Here is a 16,659-nt window from a genome sequence, read left to right on the forward strand (position 1 = left end):
CCTTTGCATATTACTTATTAAGTAATACCTAAAAAAAAGAGCTCTGTCAAGTGAAGTTACTATTTTTATTGCATTATAGAAATTTATGGTATGATATATTACTTATTTTTCGCAGAGTTACAGGTTAGAATACTGCCAATTCTCGAACGTCGCTCCCCGTGTGGGAGCGTGGGTTGAAACCTGCTCTTTGCTAATACACTCTAAACAAATGTCTGTCGCTCCCCGTGTGGGAGCGTGGGTTGAAACAAGTTAGCAACAAGCGAGATTAAGGGGAAGAACAAGTCGCTCCCCGTGTGGGAGCGTGGGTTGAAACAAATAATAAGAGCAGATAATAAGCCAACTAATACGTCGCTCCCCGTGTGGGAGCGTGGGTTGAAACGGCTTGCCAAATGCTCTATCCAATAATTCCCTCGGTCGCTCCCCGTGTGGGAGCGTGGGTTGAAACATATGCAAAAAATAAATCTCCGAACCATTAGGGAGGTCGCTCCCCGTGTGGGAGCGTGGGTTGAAACGAATACAGTGGCTACTGCTGTCCATTGTTTTTTCAGTCGCTCCCCGTGTGGGAGCGTGGGTTGAAACCATTTTTTGATGTGAAAAATAGGTAAAGAGAAAGGTCGCTCCCCGTGTGGGAGCGTGGGTTGAAACAAGAGTTTTTACAGAAAAAAACAGAAAGCAAGAGCACCATGTTCCCCACAGGCGTGGGGATGAACCGTTTTTGAGTACACCTTACCTGTTTTGATAAATACCAAGGGGGTGGTAAAATATAATCAAAGGAGGTCCTTTATGCGAAAGTATGATGAAGAATTTCGTAAAAAAGCTGTAAAGATGTTACTTAAAGGTGAAAGTTCTCTACGGCAATTATCAAAAGAATTGAGAGTAACCCCCAAGACGTTACGTAACTGGCGGGAAGCATATTTTGAGGAGCAATCTCTTCTGTCTGGTAAAAAAATATCAGAAATAAGACAGGCGTATAAAGAATTTCGAGAGTTAAAGGCAGAAGGAGTTACATTAAAGCGCCATATAGATATTTTAAAAAAAACATCAAGTATAATACCAGAACTTCCAGAAGAAGAAAAACTTTAAGAAAAAAACTGATGAAACAAATTATCTTTTTATTATAAAACTAACCAATGGCGTAGTGAAAGAATGCTTTAGGTATTATGGTGTAATAACACCCAAGTCGAATACGGGCAAGGGAGGAGACTAATGAAAGTAAGACCATCTGTAAAATCTGGGGCAGAGCCCCAACTCTTGAACACAGTTTTTTTAGGGCTTGACCATACGACGCCTGGGGTGGCTGTCCTTGTGGCAACCAAAAAAGAGATTCTTTACGAAAAGTACATTGGACTTGCAAATCTTGAATACAATATTCCAATTCGGAAGGATACCCTTTTTAACCTTGCTTCAATATCTAAACCGTTGACTGCGACAGGTATTATGCTTCTCGTGCAGAAAAAACGTCTCTCCCTTGATGATGAGGTTGGAGTCTACTTTCCTGAGTTAAAAAGTTGTTGTAAAAGCGTGCGGATTAGACATCTCCTTAGTCATTCCTCTGGCGTGTCCAGCGGTAGTATTGTGAACCCCAGTACGGGCGATATATCTTCCCCGGAGAACCAGCATATATGTAATGTTTTACGTGCTGGCCGTTTTTTCCCAGAATCTTCAAACAAAACCCATTTTGATTATGCCGAGATGAGGGCATCGTATGGAAATAAAGATGTATATGAAATGTTTCTCGCTTCAAGCCCTTTTTGTAATTATCCGCCAGGAACGAGATACGAGTATTCAAACACATGGTATGCGCTTCTGGCTCTCCTTGTTGAGCGTGTTCTTGACCGCCCCTTTTCTGAATTTATGAAGGAGTCTGTTTTTCAGCCTTTTGGGATGGACTGTTCCTGTATTTGTAGCGATATGAGGCAGGTTATTCCAAAACGCGCTTGGGGGTACAATCGTCACAATAACGGGGAATATTCATTTCAACAGAGAGTTTTTTTCGCGAACGGATCTGGCGGAGTTTTTTCTAATGTGAGAGACTTGTACCGTTTTTGGAAAGGGCTACTTTCCGACAGGTTCTTGAAAAAGGATTTAAGAGAATTGATGTGGTCGGACGTTGTGCAGAGGGAAAGAAAAGATACCTTTTATGGTTACGGTTGGCAAATCGACCATAGTAACTCTTTGTACAGGGTAGGTCATACTGGAAGTATGGAAGGATTCAAGAATATCTTAAGGTTTTATCCGCAAGAAGGGCTTTTGGTCTGCGTTCTTTCTAACTCTGCATACCTCTTATCTGGGGAGGAAAGGGAATCTTGCGCAGATAAAATATACCGTATTTTCACATCTGAAAAGAACCCGTGATGATGGTTTTTCATTTCTTGAAGCGGGGTAAGCGTCTATACAAATCTTCTGTTGCCATTTTCTATGACGGGTGTCTTGCTGTGTTTCCTATTTCGTAGAAGTGAAGGGTATGTTCCCAACAGGCATCTATAATGTTAGAGTAATTGAACATTGTCAATTTCTCCAACCTCCTTTATTTAAGCGAATGCCTGCATTTATCGCAGAATATAGAGTCTGTTGAGATTTCTGCACTACATTTGCTACAATAGAATATTTCTTGTAGCACAGGTTCATCTGTTCCAGTTGGTACGGGTTTCTTGCCTATTAAAAACTTGTGCCCCACACCAATCGTTATAATTATAAGCATAATCAACAACATAACCTTTGAAAAACATAACTGGGGTTTGTAAGATATAGTGGCTTTTTTGTAATGGTTGAGGGAAGTAAAATCTACTGTTTTTCGCCCGATTTGCTTGCCTGTTGTATCAATTATACTACCAGGGACATGGACAATAGATATACCTTTAAGTTCGTTAATATAACCAAAATCAAGATAAATTGACCCGTCTTTACCTTTCTCACGATTACCTAACACCTCAAAATCTTTCCATATAAATTTTGCTTGAAAATACTCTTCTTTTTCTGTAACAGATATGGACTGAAGCCCTTGAGATTTTAATTCATTTTCTAATAGGGATTTTGTAAAAATATTGGTTGGAATTTCTGATACAACGCCTCTTCCGGAGCCGTCGTTGTTAACCCAAAGTTCTGTTCTACAGCCTGAAAAAAAGAAAGATAAAAACAAGAGAAGAAAAAGCAATAATATACGTTTTTTTATTCTATTATTTTGCATTTTTCTCCCAGTTTATAATTTGCGAAATTAGCACAAAATTGTACGTTTTATATTTCAATTAAATATGTGTTTATTGTGGGTATATTCTTGAGGTGGAGGTTTTCATAACAGGATACAAGATTTTCGTTACCTTAGTTTTTAAGCAACGTGAATTTTCAATAACGTATAGACGTAAAAATATAGGGTACATATTTTTAATTTGCATTGTGTCTATCAGTAATCCACATTTTATCTATTTTCAAACCCTCTTTGCACTATTAAAGCAAGGCCGTGGTTAACAGGTTGTTTTTAATCTTAACCCTGTTTGAAACTTTATAACACATTCATACAAATTATAAATTTAATAATTTGGTTAATTATATTCTGCCCCTTTTTTCTTGTCAAATCTTGTCAAAAATATTTTGTCCAAAATGTAAATAAGATAAGAGCAAAAAGAATGGAACGATGATAACAAGTAATGTGGACTAACAAAAATATATATGTAATAAAGAAGTGCAACTATTGACAAAAGAAATGCTTTTAGGTAAATTGTATTAAAGAGTTAATACTCTATGATAATAAGAGGATATAAAAATGAACTTTAATGATAATGAAATACGCCAAGTTTGGCAAAAACCCTTTATAATAGGAGGTAAAATGAAGAGAATTCTATTATTGATATGTGTTTGCTTTGCTGTTACAGTTTTTTCAGAAACAGATAGTTTAAATATAAACTCTAAATTGGTAAAATCTGTGAAGGATGGTAATCTTCAAGAGGTTGAAACTTTATTGGTTGCTGGTGGAGATGTAAACACAAAACAAGATGGAAAAACTATTTTGGATTTGGCTTCATCTTATGGTCATCTCGAAATAGTTAAACTCTTATTAAGTAAAGGAGCGCGGGTTGATATTAAAGATGATAAGGGATTAACGCCGTTGTATAGTGCTTCATATAGTGGACACCTTGACGTAGTTAAACTTTTGTTAAGCAAAGGAGCACAAGTTGATGTTAAAAGTAACATAGGCACTACACCGTTGTATATAGCCTCGCTTGCTGGGCATCTTGAGGTGGTCAAACTTTTGTTAAATAAAGGTGCACAGGTTGATATGAAAGTGGATACTATTGGCACAACTCCTCTGTATGCAGCCTCTGAGAGGGGACACCTTGAAGTAGTTAAATTTTTATTAAGTAAAGGTGCACGGATTGAAATTAAGGGTCTTTATGGTGAAACTCCGTTGTTAGGAGCTTTGCTTGCTGGACATTTTGAAGTAGTCAAACTCTTGTTAAGTAAAGGCGCACAGATTGATGTGAATGAAGATGTTGCAGGTGCAAGTCCATTGTATTGGGCTTCATCTTATGGCCATCTTGAAATAGTTAAATTCTTGTTAAATAAGGGCGCTGTGGTTGATGTGAAAAATGATTTTCATGGTACAACTCCGTTGTATGTTGCTTCTCAAGTAGGGCATTTGGAGGTTGTGAAACTTCTTCTTGATAAAGGTGCACAGGTTGACTTGAAAGATGATAAGGGCTTTACACCGTTGTATAGTGCTTCAATTGGTGGCAATCTCGAAGTAGTCAAACTTTTGTTAAACAAAGGAGCACAGATTGATGCAAAAACTAATGAGGGTTTTACACCGTTGCATAGTGCTTCGCTTGCTGGACATCTTGAAGTAGTTAAACTTTTGTTAAGCAAAGGAATACAGGTTGATGTGAAAGATGATGTTGTTGGTGCGACTCCATTGTTTGCAGCTTCAGGAGCAGGGCATTTAGAGGTAGTGAAACTTCTTATTGAGAAAGGCGCACAGATTGACATACAAACAGTTGAAGGTGGCCTAATTCCATTACATATAGCTGTTGGAATGGGTCATTTGGAAGTAGTGAAGTTTTTTATTGAGAAGGGTGTAGATATTGATATGAAAATATTGGATACTGGTGAAACTCCATTGTATATAGCCTCGGAGGAAGGGCATCTTGAAATTGTCAAATTGTTATTGGATAAAGAAGCAGATATTAATACAAAAGATAATTTAGGAAAAACAGCCAACGATATCGCTAAAGAGAAAAAACATACTAACATTATAAATGTACTTACTAATTTTTCACAGAATAAAAAACTTAAAAATTAACGAAAGAACTTGACTCTCCAAACACCTTATTTTTTAAGAAAACACTCTACACCTTGTTGGATTGCTTCTTGTTTTCTTGTTATCATATCTGCTGGAAATTCACGATATATATTAGAAACATCGGTTGCTTTTTCTTTTACCATTTTAGCAAACTGTTTTGCTGTAAAAATATCTCCCTGTTTTATTCCCAGTTTTTCGCACCATCTGTTATCTATAAGCAGGTTCCAGTCGTTTTTAGATTTTGGCGCAAGGGGTCTGTATGAAGTATCTATGGTATCAATACATTTGTTCCCAACATTATATTTGCAAGGTAAACATATTGTATCTATACCCAACTCAATTTCGAATTCTACATCTGGGTTATTAAAAACGATTTCTGCTATTCGATGAACATCGTGTCCAAGAGCGCTTGGTTTAAACTCTAAATTTTCTATACGGAATGAAGATAAAATATCTACAAGATGGTGCGGCTTTAAATATAATTTTTCTTTTTTTTCCATAATATGCTCCTTATAGGGTAAAATGTTTATTGTAAAATATATGTTCTTATTATTGTAACATAAATGTTTTGATAAGAAAAACTATGCTAAAACTTTACTATGTAATAATTTGACTACTATAAAGATAAATGATTTAATCTTATTTCAGACCCTAAGGTTTTTCTTTAGGATTTGACTTTAAAAATGGCTTACAAAAAACTGAATATTAGAAATTCCAAAATCGTAAAAACTCTCATACGTCGACGGAGATTATTCTGCATCTTAATTGTCCTGCTTACCGTACTTAACCTTTTTTGTTTTTTTATATTGCCACCTCTGCTTAAGAATCTTGTTGAAAAAAAAATTTCACAAAAGATTAACAGAAATGTAACTATTGATAAAATAAGAATAAATCCTTATGCTTTCTCTATTGATATAAAAGATTTGTTTATTTCTGAACCAGATAAAAAAGAAATTTTCTGTTATGCTAAACAGGTTTTTGTGGATATCAACATTTCGTCTATTTTTCGATTTACTCCGGTAGTCAACGAGATGAAGATTGTTAATCCATATTTTAATATAGTTCGTGAAGAGGAATCTCTCTATAATTTTTCTGACCTTATAACCAAAGATAGCCCTTCGGAAAAACCGTTAAAGTTTTTTATAGGTAATATTGTGCTCAGTAACGGTAGAATTGTTTTCTCAGATAAACCAAAGGAGAAGAAACATTTTGTTAGAAAACTAAACCTATCCCTTCCTTTTATCTCTAACTTCCCTGCTTTTATAAACACTTATACGTCCCCAGCTTTTTCAGCAGAAATTAATGATTCACTTTTTGCTTTGAAAGGAAAAACTAAACTTTTTTCTGATACCCTCGAGACCTATTTTGATATAGATATTTCTAAGTTTTCTATCCCAGAGTATCTTTCTTATGTACCTGTTCCTTTGAAATTCAAACTTTTATCAGCATACTTAGAAGGCACCCTCTGTTTATCTTATAAAAACCCTACAAAAGGGAAACAATCTTTATCTGTTAACGGTAACCTCTTATTTAGCGATATTTCAATTTCTGGTATAAAAGATAATCCTGTGCTGGATGTTTCAAGTGTTGGTATAGGCATATCTTCTATCGAGTTTTTTTCACGTCAAGCAGAGGTTAACCAAATTAACATAGTTTCACCTTCATTTGTACTGGTAAAAGAGAAAGTTGAAGAGTTGGTTTCTAATCAAGATGCACCTGTCAAGGAAGAGAAAAACCAGAAAACAGATAACCCTTCGTTTGTTTTTAATATAGAAAACATTATGCTTTCTGATGGCAAGTTTTCGTTTACAGATAAAGTTCTTGATACCCCTTTTCATACTATAATAGATTCGGTTAACTGCGACATTGCAAACCTTTCAAATATGAAAGACCAGTTGGCTCGTTTCCAACTTTCAGCTAAAAGCGAGGCAGAAGAGACTCTCTCTACAAGTGGAGATATAGGGTTAACACCTTTTGTTTCAGAAGGAAAAGTTGAACTTGATAAAATTATAATAAACAGGTATGTTCCATACTACGGTAGGCACATCTTGTTTGATGTTGCTGAAGGGGTAGGGGGTATATCTGGAGAATATAAATATTTTCCAGGAGAAAACAATATAGGGCTAATATTTTCGGATATATCTCTTTCTCTAAATGGAGTGAAAGCAACGCAAAAAGATGGTACCCCTTTTCTGGAAACACCTTTGTTCAGGTTGCTTAAAACAGATGTAAACATAAAAGAAAAGAAGGTTTCTGTAGGGAGTTGTCGTGCTGAAAGTATCTCTTTGAGAGGTACAAAGATGAAAGACGGGACAATAGATTTTCTACCTCTTTTCCCTAAAACCTCTAATGAAACGAAACCTACTGAGAAAAGTGGTTCAGTGAGATGGGCTTTCTCTGTTGGAAATATACAACTTAACAAAAGTTCTTTCTATTTAACTGATAATTCGCCGGTCAACCCTGCATATATTGCTGTTGAAAACTTATCTGCAAAAATTGTGGATTTTCTTCCTGCAACAGATAAGAAAAGTTCGTTTGAACTCTTTTTTACTTTGAACGAGAAAGGAAAGATTTCCGCTGATGGCTACTTCACTCCTGCGCCTTTATCAGCAACATTTGCTCTTGACACATCCGACATACAGGTTATGCCTATCCAACCCTATATTGCGGAAAAGTTAAACATAATAGTTACAGGTGGGAGTTTTTCGTCTGCGGGGAATGTTTCTTTTATAAAACCTAAAGATAAAAACAGTTCTTTTGTTTACAAAGGGAACGCTTCCGTACAAAATTTTGTATCGGTAGATGAGCGATATGGAGATACTTTTATAAAATGGTCAAAACTGTCTTTGGAAAAGATGAACATAGGTACAAGCCCAGTTAATATAGCAGTTGAAGAGATTAATCTTAGAGATTTTGATGCTAATGTAATTATATACTCAGACAATATGATAAATGTTTTAAATGCAGTAAAAAAAGGAGAACCGGCCGTAAAAAAAAAAGAAAGGAGAACCAGTCAAGAAAAAGATAGCCGTTCAGGTAATACCTATATAGGTAAGATTGGTGTTAAGAATGGATGTATAAACTTTATTGATAAAAGTATAGAGCCAAACTATTTTACAACAATAGATAATCTTGAAGGAAACTTAACCGGTATCTCTTCAATAAAGAAAGAACCTGCCTCCTTAGAGGTAGTTGCTAAAATTGGTGGAGATAGTAATCTTCTTTTTACTGGAGGGCTTAGGCCTTTAAAAAAAGATTTTTTTCTTGATATGAAAGTTACTCTCGATGGAATGGATTTAACCTCAGCAACCCCGTATTCAGGTAAGTATCTTGGATATGCAACTAGAAAAGGGAGGCTTGTCTTAGACCTTGACTACCTTATAGAAAAAAACAAACTTCAATCTCAAAACAGATTTATTTTTGACCAACTTATTCTTGGTGAACGTATTGAAAGCCAAAGCGCAACAAAACTACCTGTAAAATTTGCTATAGCTCTTTTGAAAGACCTTTCAGGCAAGATAAGTCTTGACCTGCCTGTTTCTGGTTATATTGATGACCCTAAATTTAGAATAGGTCCTGTTATAATGAAAATGTTTGTTAACCTTATCACAAAAGCTGTTGTTTCTCCTTTTACTCTTTTGGGCGCAATTTTTGGTGGTGGAGAAGAGATTAGTTATCTTGAATACGATTATGGGTCAACAATTATAAAACCAGAAGGAGAGAAGAAACTTAATATTCTGGTAAAGATGTTAAAAGAACGTCCTGGATTAAATTTAGATATAGAAGGGTTTGTTGATAAAGTAGAAGATACTGATGTTTTAAGGCAAAATTTATTTTTGAAGACAGTTAAAATGGAAAAACTTAAAGAGAGCGTCAAGAAAGGTGAGGAATCCATCCCTGTTGAAGATATTGTTTTAACTCAAGAAGAGTACCAGCATTATTTATGGCTTGCATATAAAAATCAAACATTTTCCAGACCCAAAACTGTTTTAGGGCAAGTAAAAGAGGTACCTGTCTCTGAAATGGAACAATTGATGTTGGAACATATTAAAATTACTAATGATGATTTAAGACGTCTTGCTACAGCCAGAGGTGAAGCAGCAAAAAATTATTTAGTTAAAAACGGTGTGGCGTCTGATAGAGTTTTTCTGTTAGAACCAAAGGTAACTACTATTGAAAAAAAGGGGCAAGAATTGAGAGCAAGTCGTGCAGATTTTCGCTTAAAATAAGGGACAAAAAAGTATGTGGTGTCTACTCACTCCCTTATTTTACCTTCTCCCCTTGAGGGAGAAGGATCAAGGATGAGGGGGGGTAGTTGTCCTTGCATATCATTCCGGATCAAGTTCAGGATGGTAAAATGGGCGGAGAGAGGGGGAGGGTCACTGATATTGGCTAAAAATTGAGAATGAATCTCAACCTTGTTTTCATAGTGCTAACAAGTTTTCACCTGCACAAAAGATTAGTGTAGGTAAGTTCTCGAATAGTCGAGACGGAGTTTACTGAATACTACTTAAACCTAATAAAAAATGTCTATTGTTGCAATTATGCTTATTTTAATATCTGCTTTTACTCATGCAGGTTGGAATTTTCTTACCAAGAACAGTAAACCGTCTGGCGCTTTTTTCTTTTTTGCTATCGGTTTTGCTATGGTTTGCATTTCTCCCGTCATACTTCTTTTTTATAAAAAACTTGCCTATATCCCTCTTTCTGTATGGGGGATGCTTTTATCTACAGGTTTTTTTATGGCGTTCTACTACTTTGCACTAGCAGGAGCTTATAGAAAAGGAGATATCTCTCTTGCTTACCCTATAGCCAGGGCGTTCCCAATACTTTTGATAACTTTTATTAGTTTTCTTTTTGGCAAAGGAGACAATATCTGGTTCTGGTCTTTGGTGGGGATGTTTATGGTTGTGGTTGGGATGTTTATTTTACCGATAAAAAAACTCAACGAGTTTTCATTTAAGCACTATTTTAGGTTATGTTGTATTTTTGCGTTTCTTGCTGCGCTTGGTACTGTGGGGTACACAATTATCGATGACCGCGCTTTATCTATTATAAGAACCCTACCAAATACGCCATTTAACCCGTTTGAAGCAGCATTTCTTTACCTATCTCTTGAAGGTATAAGTTGTTTTCTTTGGTTAGGATTGGGGATTGCTATCATTAAGAAGGAACGGAGAAAATTTTTTGAACTGATAACTATCTCTAAAAAAGACATAAAAACAGCTTTTATTGTAGGTGTATCTATTTTTCTTAGTTATGGGCTTGTGCTTTCTTCAATGGCTTTTGTAAAAGATGTTAGTTATGTAGCCGCTTTTCGTCAATTAAGTATTCCTATAGGGGCTTTTTTAGGAATCTTTTTCTTGAAGGAACCTAAATATCCAACCAGAATAATAGGTGTACTGATTATTCTAATAGGTCTTATTCTTGTTGGGTTAGGGTAACAGTTTTAGAACAGCACCTTCTTCTGGTGGAACTTTCTTTGACAGTAACAGTAAACTGGTTTAAACTAAGAATATATATAGTAAGCCCTGCCATATTTTTTTACAATGGCAAGAAACACTTCTCACCTTTCATTCTCTTACGTTAAGGTTTCGGATGATAAGTTGTTCTCTTTAAGAATAATAAGATGTAAAGGAGAGTGGGGTGGGTCTTTCTCAACCAACTGAGCATTGTTTTGTTGAGAACTTACAATTAAATATAAGCATCTTTTCGTTTTGTATTTTAATATTTAAAGTGAGGCGTTATGGATAATAATTTCTGGATGCCTTTTGATAAGGCAGAAAAGTTTATGGCAGAAGTTTTTCAAGCACTCGGTGTGCCTGATGAAGAAGCAAAAATATGTGCTAATGTTCTTATTACAGCAGATAAACGTGGTATTGATTCTCACGGTGTCGGAAGACTTAAACCTATCTATTATGACAGAATAAGGGACGGTATTTTAAACCCTTTAACAAAAATTGAAATTGTTAAAGAAGGTCCAACAACAACAGTTTTAGATGCAAATGGCGGGATGGGCTTTGTTGTTGCAAAAAAAGCAATGGAAAAATGTATAAAAAAAGCAGAAGAGTATGGAATGGGTATGGCAGCTGTAAGAAATTCAAGTCACTACGGTGCTGCCTGTTATTATGTGCTAATGGCAACCGATAACGGTATGATAGGTATTACAGGGACAAACGCCAGACCATCTGTTGCGCCGACTTTTGGTGTGGAGAATATGCTTGGAACAAACCCTTTGACTTTTGGTATTCCAACGGACGAACCCTTTCCTTTTGTTATAGATGCTGCAACATCTATAAGCCAGCGAGGAAAAATAGAAACATACTCAAGGGAAGGCAAAGAAATTCCTAAGGGTTGGGTTATTGATGAAGACGGTAACGCAAGAACAGATACAGATACCATTTTGGTTGACCTTGTTAAAGGGAAAGCTGCTCTAACCCCATTAGGAGGTATTGGAGAAGATACAAGTGGGTACAAAGGGTACGGTTATTCAACTGTTGTTGAAATATTATCTTCTGCCTTACAGAATGGAAAATTTATGAAAGAACTTTCCGGGTACGATAAAGATGGTAACAAAATTCCTTATAACCTTGGTCATTTTTTTATAGCTATAAACGTTGAATCTTTTATTAACCTAGATATATTTAAGAAAATTTCAGGAAATATATTAAGAGAGCTAAGAAATTCTAAAAAAGCTCCCGGAGAAGATAGAATTTATACAGCTGGCGAAAAAGAATATCAAGCTTGGAACGAGAGAAAAGATAAAGGTGTTCCTCTTGGAGAAATAATCCGCAAACAATTTGTTCAGATGAGAGATGAGTTGAAACTTGATACGAAATTTGAATTTGAATAATAATGGTTTATTAAAGAGGGTAAATTAATGAAAATCAGATATAAAATGAAGGTTTTTTCTCTTGCCTTTATTTACTTAATTTTTTTTGTTGCACCTCTATTTAGCCAACCAAAACAGGATATAACTGTTGATACTGCTCCTTCTGGTTTCTCAACCTTAGTCTATGAATGGACCCCTTTGAAAGGAAACAAAGGGAAGGTGTTAGCCAAAGGTACTACTCCCCTAAAAATTACTGATAAGGTTTTGACAGACGTAAGAGGGATTGTAGTTGTTGTTGATGGAAAAGAGAAAGGATATATAAACGAAGAACGTACTTTTTTTCTTCCTTACAACGAAACATTTGCCTTACAACTTGAAAGTCAAAAAGATTACGATAGTAAAAAAGCAAAATCGAGAGAAAGTATAAAACCAGAAAGGAAACTGAGGTCAACTTCACGTAAAATCATCCCACCAGGTTCTGAGGCAGTAAAGAGTGATAAAAGTTCTTACGCTATCCCCGGTACAGAATATGAGCATGAACTTGAGCAGAGAAAAACATCTATTCTAAGAAGACGAGCAGATTAACCTATCCATACCTTTTCAATTATTAAAAAAATCGTGAATCCTCAGTAAATATTGTTCAGAGCAGATAGTCTGCCTTGTGGGTTTGCAGAAATAATCCCGCCTTTGCCCTCTACTCGCCACAATTTACCATCCTGAACTTGTTTTAGGATCTCTAATGTAACTCACGTTGGTGGTTAGCGCGACATAAAAAAACAAGATTCCGGTTCAAGCCCGGAATGACAAACTTTCCTTATTTGCCTCTCCTCTTGGGGGAGAGTATGAGGATTGTTTGTTGAATATTTACAAAAAACCTTATTATACCCGCAACATTTTTGTTAAATCAATAGAAACTTTATAGGCATAGTCAAGAAATTTAGATTCATCTTTTATTGCGGAGTTGGTAGTTATAACTTCCAAACTTATATATTTGTTATATGAGGATTCAGAAATAATATTTATAAGTTTTTGCCAGTTTATAGTGCCTGAAAAAGGTATCTTATGTTGGTCGGTTGCCCCGTCATTGTCGTGCAGATGTATTGATATAAGTCTATCCTTTATGGAGTCAAGTTTTGTTAAACTACCTGGTTTCATATTGCCGTGCCCTGAGTCGTAGCATAGACCAACGAAATCACTAGGATACTCGGTAAAAATTTTTTGTATCAGTTCAAAATCTCCATTTTCAAGGGCTATTCTTACATTATGTTTTTTTGCGAAGGAATATAGTCCATCAAGCGATTTTCTAAGTTGCGTCAATCGACTCAAGTCTCCAGGGTGCATAATAACAACCTCTCCTCCAAGTTGTGCTGTCATACCTATTCTGTTTTTTACGAGTTCTACTCCTGCCAATCTTTCATACTCTGAATCAGATACCCAATTTTTTTCAGATCCTTTTGAGCCGTGTAAATCTAAAAGTTTTAGGTCAAAAACTGATAACCATTGTTTAATCTGTTGAATTTCACAGTTCTGGTATACAAAATCTGTATTCCAGTGATGACACCAATGTATATGAGTAAAACCCGCTTTAGATATGGCTTCTAAATAAGGTTTGGGATTACCTCTGCTCTGTGCGTAATCGGTAGTCATTGAAACAAACATTTTCTCTTTTGTCATTTATTCTCCAGTCATATTATAAGAAGTTTTTGCTTTTTGTTTGATGTTGTGTTTTAAAACATTACAGCAACCCCAAAAATATTGTAGACATCTTTGCCCACACTGGTTTCTTGATAACTGAACCTGTATGAAAGTCCCAAACTTCTTGAAAAAAATAAGTTGAGCATAGCTGCAACCTTGTGATAATACTCATCATTGAAAGTGATATTATACTTTAACTCGCCTTGAATAAAATGGCAATAATCTGCCATAAGTTTTATACCTACGATACCGTAATATTCATCCTGGACAACGTCAAAAAAAGCCTCTCCAGGTCCAGGGTAATCGACAAACCCGTTACCTCTTATTTTATCCATCTGAACCCCTGCCCAAGGCATCATCGTCAGATTAAGTTTTTTACCTTCTGTGGCATAAGACCTACCAGCCCTAAAAAAGAGACTGTAAACGTCCATATCAAGTTTAAATCCATCCAGAGTGCCCATTGTAACTGGCACATTTTTTCCGTCAAGGTTTAGATTGAGGAAATTCACTCCAGCGCCTAAAACATTTTTATTCTTTGAGTTCGATGTAAAATAGTGATCGTATACAAAATTAATACCTTTTAAGTCGCTATAATTAATGTTTTCTGTTAGGAATAGGTAAAGGTTATACTGATATTTTTTTGTGTCTACAGATTGAAAGAATATACCTTTCATATTAGAAGAATCTTCAAGAGATACGTTATATTTTTTATATACAAAAGTATTTTTTTCAACTCCGAAATATGGAGTAAGAATGTTTATTCTTTCTGCAGAACACATTGTAACGGACAATATGATAACTGTTAAAACAAATTTAAATATGTTTTTCATATACTTGTTAAGAAATAAATGTAATACGAATAATTTTTATGTCAGCATATTTAAACTTATGCTGTGAATGTTAAATGAACTGTCCTCTCTCCTCCCATTTTTTATCCTGAACTTGTTTCATAATCGCTCGCAATGACAAACTTTCCTTATTTGCCTCTCCCCTTGTGGGAGAGGATGCAAGGTGAGGGGGGCTTTTTTCTTTCATGTCTTTGTCTTTGCTTGTCATTGCGAGGAGAACTATTTACGACGTGGCAATCTCAGTATTTATCCTTAAATTCCTTCTACTTGCCACCATTTACCATCCTGAACTTGTTTCAGGATCTCTCACTTAATCCCGTAACAGAAGTAATAAAAACGAGATTCTGGATCGAGTCCCTCGGGAGTACTCGGGATAAATCCGGCATGACATACAAGGGGGATCTTCTTTTTGCTCTTATTTTTCTGAAAGCCCCAGAACTTTTGCTATCCCTTTACCATAATCAGGGTCAGCCTTCATACAATTGGCTATATGTCTCTCTTTTATTTCTGTTGGTATATCTCCCATATGACGAGCGGTATTTTCAAATAAAGCTTGCTGTTGTTCTGGAGACATTAATCTAAAAAGTTTTCCCGGCTGGGTGTAATAATCATTGTCGTCTTCTCTGAAATTCCATCTGTCGGCTTCACCATAAATCTTGAGAGGAGGTTCTTTAAACTCTGGTTGTTCCTTCCACTCACCATAACTGTTGGGTTCATAGTGTAGTTTACTTCCAACGTTGCCGTCAACTCTCATCATTCCGTCTCTATGGTAACTGTTGGCAGGGAATTTAGGCGCATTTACAGGAATCAAATGGTGGTTAACACCTAACCTGTATCTCTGTGCGTCACCATAAGAGAAGAGTCGTCCTTGAAGCATTTTGTCAGGTGAAAAACCTATACCGGGCACAATATTTGCTGGGTTAAAAGCTGCCTGTTCAACCTCTGCAAAATAGTTCTCTGGATTTCTGTTAAGTTCAAAATAACCAACCTCTATAAGAGGAAACTCTTTTTTGTACCATACTTTTGTAAGGTCAAACGGATTGTAAGGCATATTTTGTGCCTCTTCTTCTGTCATCACCTGTATATACATTTTCCATTTAGGAAACTTTCCGCTACTGATAGTTTCAAAAAGGTCTCTCTGGTTACTTTCTCTATCTTTTGCTATTACTGCTTCAGCTTCAGCATCAGTCAAGTTTTTAATACCTTGCTGACAGACAAGGTGAAACTTTACCCACACCCTACAATTGTTCTGGTTTATCATACTATATGTATGGCTTCCAAACCCGTGCATATATCTGTAAGAGTAGGGGATACCTCTATCGCTCATTGTTATGGTTATCTGGTGGAGAGTCTCAGGGAGGAGTGTCCAGAAATCCCAATTGTTTTTAGCGCTTCTCAAATTAGTGTGTGGATCTCTCTTTACAGCGTGGTTTAGGTCCATAAATTTTAAAGGGTCTCTAAAGAAGAATACAGGCGTATTGTTACCTACAAGGTCCCAGTTGCCTTCTTCAGTATAAAACTTCATTGCAAACCCTCTTATATCTCTTTCTGCATCTGCCGCTCCACGTTCTCCTGCTACGGTAGAAAAACGTACAAACATATCTGTCTTCTTTCCGATTTGAGAGAATATTTTCGCCTTTGTATATTTTGTTATATCGTGGGTAACTGTGAAAGTGCCGTAAGCCCCAGAACCTTTTGCGTGCATACGTCTTTCAGGAATTACTTCTCTATCGAAATGTGCCATCTTTTCAAGAAACCAGACATCTTGTAGAAGCATCGGTCCGCGTGGACCTGCTGTCATAGAATCCTGGTTGTTTGAAACAGGAGCACCAGCCGCAGTAGTCATTTTCTTCATATCCTTTTTTTCCATAACTTTTCCCCTCCTATTTGTTATATGAATTGAGATTCTATTTTATTTATTATACTACTCAACTATATTTTATACAACAATTATTACATATTTGCAATAGTTCCTGCTTTTATACGGAAAC

Annotated in this window: 12 protein-coding genes and 1 CRISPR repeat array; of the genes, 7 read left to right on the top strand and 5 right to left on the bottom strand. The window is 36.0% G+C overall.

Going from position 1 to position 16,659, the window contains the following annotated elements; all coding sequences use genetic code 11:
* Positions 1-148: 148 nt before the first annotated feature.
* Positions 149-645: direct repeats of the CRISPR family, unit length 32 nt; unit sequence GTCGCTCCCCGTGTGGGAGCGTGGGTTGAAAC.
* 138 nt (positions 646-783) lie between these two features.
* Together M0P98_00715 and M0P98_00720 are read left to right on the top strand one after the other, a co-directional pair.
* Positions 784-1,083 (top strand): transposase, encoded by a 300-nt coding sequence (locus M0P98_00715; GenBank protein ID MCK9265404.1) that lies wholly within the window; start codon positions 784-786, stop codon positions 1,081-1,083.
* A 123-nt stretch (positions 1,084-1,206) separates the two neighbouring features.
* The gene (locus M0P98_00720; protein MCK9265405.1) at positions 1,207-2,355 is read left to right on the top strand and encodes a beta-lactamase family protein; all 1,149 of its coding nucleotides are present in this window, start codon (positions 1,207-1,209) and stop codon (positions 2,353-2,355) included.
* Positions 2,356-2,527: 172 nt separating this feature from the next.
* Here M0P98_00720 and M0P98_00725 read toward each other — a convergent pair whose 3' ends face one another.
* Positions 2,528-3,187 carry a hypothetical protein gene (locus M0P98_00725; GenBank protein MCK9265406.1) on the bottom strand — a complete coding sequence of 220 codons (660 nt, stop codon included), beginning with the start codon at positions 3,185-3,187 and terminating at the stop codon, positions 2,528-2,530.
* A 636-nt stretch (positions 3,188-3,823) separates the two neighbouring features.
* On the opposite strand from M0P98_00725, the gene M0P98_00730 reads away from it, so the two are divergent.
* A complete protein-coding gene (locus M0P98_00730) occupies positions 3,824-5,293 on the top strand; it encodes an ankyrin repeat domain-containing protein (GenBank protein ID MCK9265407.1) in 1,470 nt (489 codons plus the stop codon).
* A gap of 26 nt (positions 5,294-5,319) precedes the next feature.
* Here the strand turns inward: M0P98_00730 and M0P98_00735 are convergent, their stop codons facing one another.
* The gene (locus M0P98_00735) at positions 5,320-5,793 is read right to left on the bottom strand and encodes a hypothetical protein (GenBank protein ID MCK9265408.1); all 474 of its coding nucleotides are present in this window, start codon (positions 5,791-5,793) and stop codon (positions 5,320-5,322) included.
* Between the two features lie 183 nt (positions 5,794-5,976).
* On the opposite strand from M0P98_00735, the gene M0P98_00740 reads away from it, so the two are divergent.
* The 4 genes from M0P98_00740 to M0P98_00755 all read left to right on the top strand — a co-directional run bounded on the left by M0P98_00740 (position 5,977) and on the right by M0P98_00755 (position 12,710).
* Positions 5,977-9,522 carry a DUF748 domain-containing protein gene (locus M0P98_00740; protein ID MCK9265409.1) on the top strand — a complete coding sequence of 1,182 codons (3,546 nt, stop codon included), beginning with the start codon at positions 5,977-5,979 and terminating at the stop codon, positions 9,520-9,522.
* A gap of 315 nt (positions 9,523-9,837) precedes the next feature.
* A complete protein-coding gene (locus M0P98_00745) occupies positions 9,838-10,737 on the top strand; it encodes an EamA family transporter (GenBank protein MCK9265410.1) in 900 nt (299 codons plus the stop codon).
* A gap of 302 nt (positions 10,738-11,039) precedes the next feature.
* Positions 11,040-12,146, top strand: coding sequence for an Ldh family oxidoreductase (locus M0P98_00750; protein ID MCK9265411.1), 1,107 nt, complete (start codon positions 11,040-11,042; stop codon positions 12,144-12,146).
* 27 nt (positions 12,147-12,173) lie between these two features.
* The gene (locus tag M0P98_00755) at positions 12,174-12,710 is read left to right on the top strand and encodes a hypothetical protein (GenBank protein ID MCK9265412.1); all 537 of its coding nucleotides are present in this window, start codon (positions 12,174-12,176) and stop codon (positions 12,708-12,710) included.
* A 294-nt stretch (positions 12,711-13,004) separates the two neighbouring features.
* Here M0P98_00755 and M0P98_00760 read toward each other — a convergent pair whose 3' ends face one another.
* The 3 genes from M0P98_00760 to M0P98_00770 form a co-directional block, all read right to left on the bottom strand.
* Positions 13,005-13,799 (bottom strand): sugar phosphate isomerase/epimerase, encoded by a 795-nt coding sequence (locus M0P98_00760; protein ID MCK9265413.1) that lies wholly within the window; start codon positions 13,797-13,799, stop codon positions 13,005-13,007.
* A gap of 53 nt (positions 13,800-13,852) precedes the next feature.
* Positions 13,853-14,650, bottom strand: a complete 798-nt coding sequence (locus M0P98_00765; protein MCK9265414.1) for a hypothetical protein — start codon at positions 14,648-14,650, stop codon at positions 13,853-13,855.
* 433 nt (positions 14,651-15,083) lie between these two features.
* A complete protein-coding gene (locus M0P98_00770; GenBank protein ID MCK9265415.1) occupies positions 15,084-16,538 on the bottom strand; it encodes a catalase in 1,455 nt (484 codons plus the stop codon).
* Positions 16,539-16,659: the final 121 nt, after the last annotated feature.

It is taken from the genome of bacterium, from assembly GCA_023230585.1.
Lineage (GTDB): Bacteria > Ratteibacteria > UBA8468 > B48-G9 > JAFGKM01 > JALNXB01.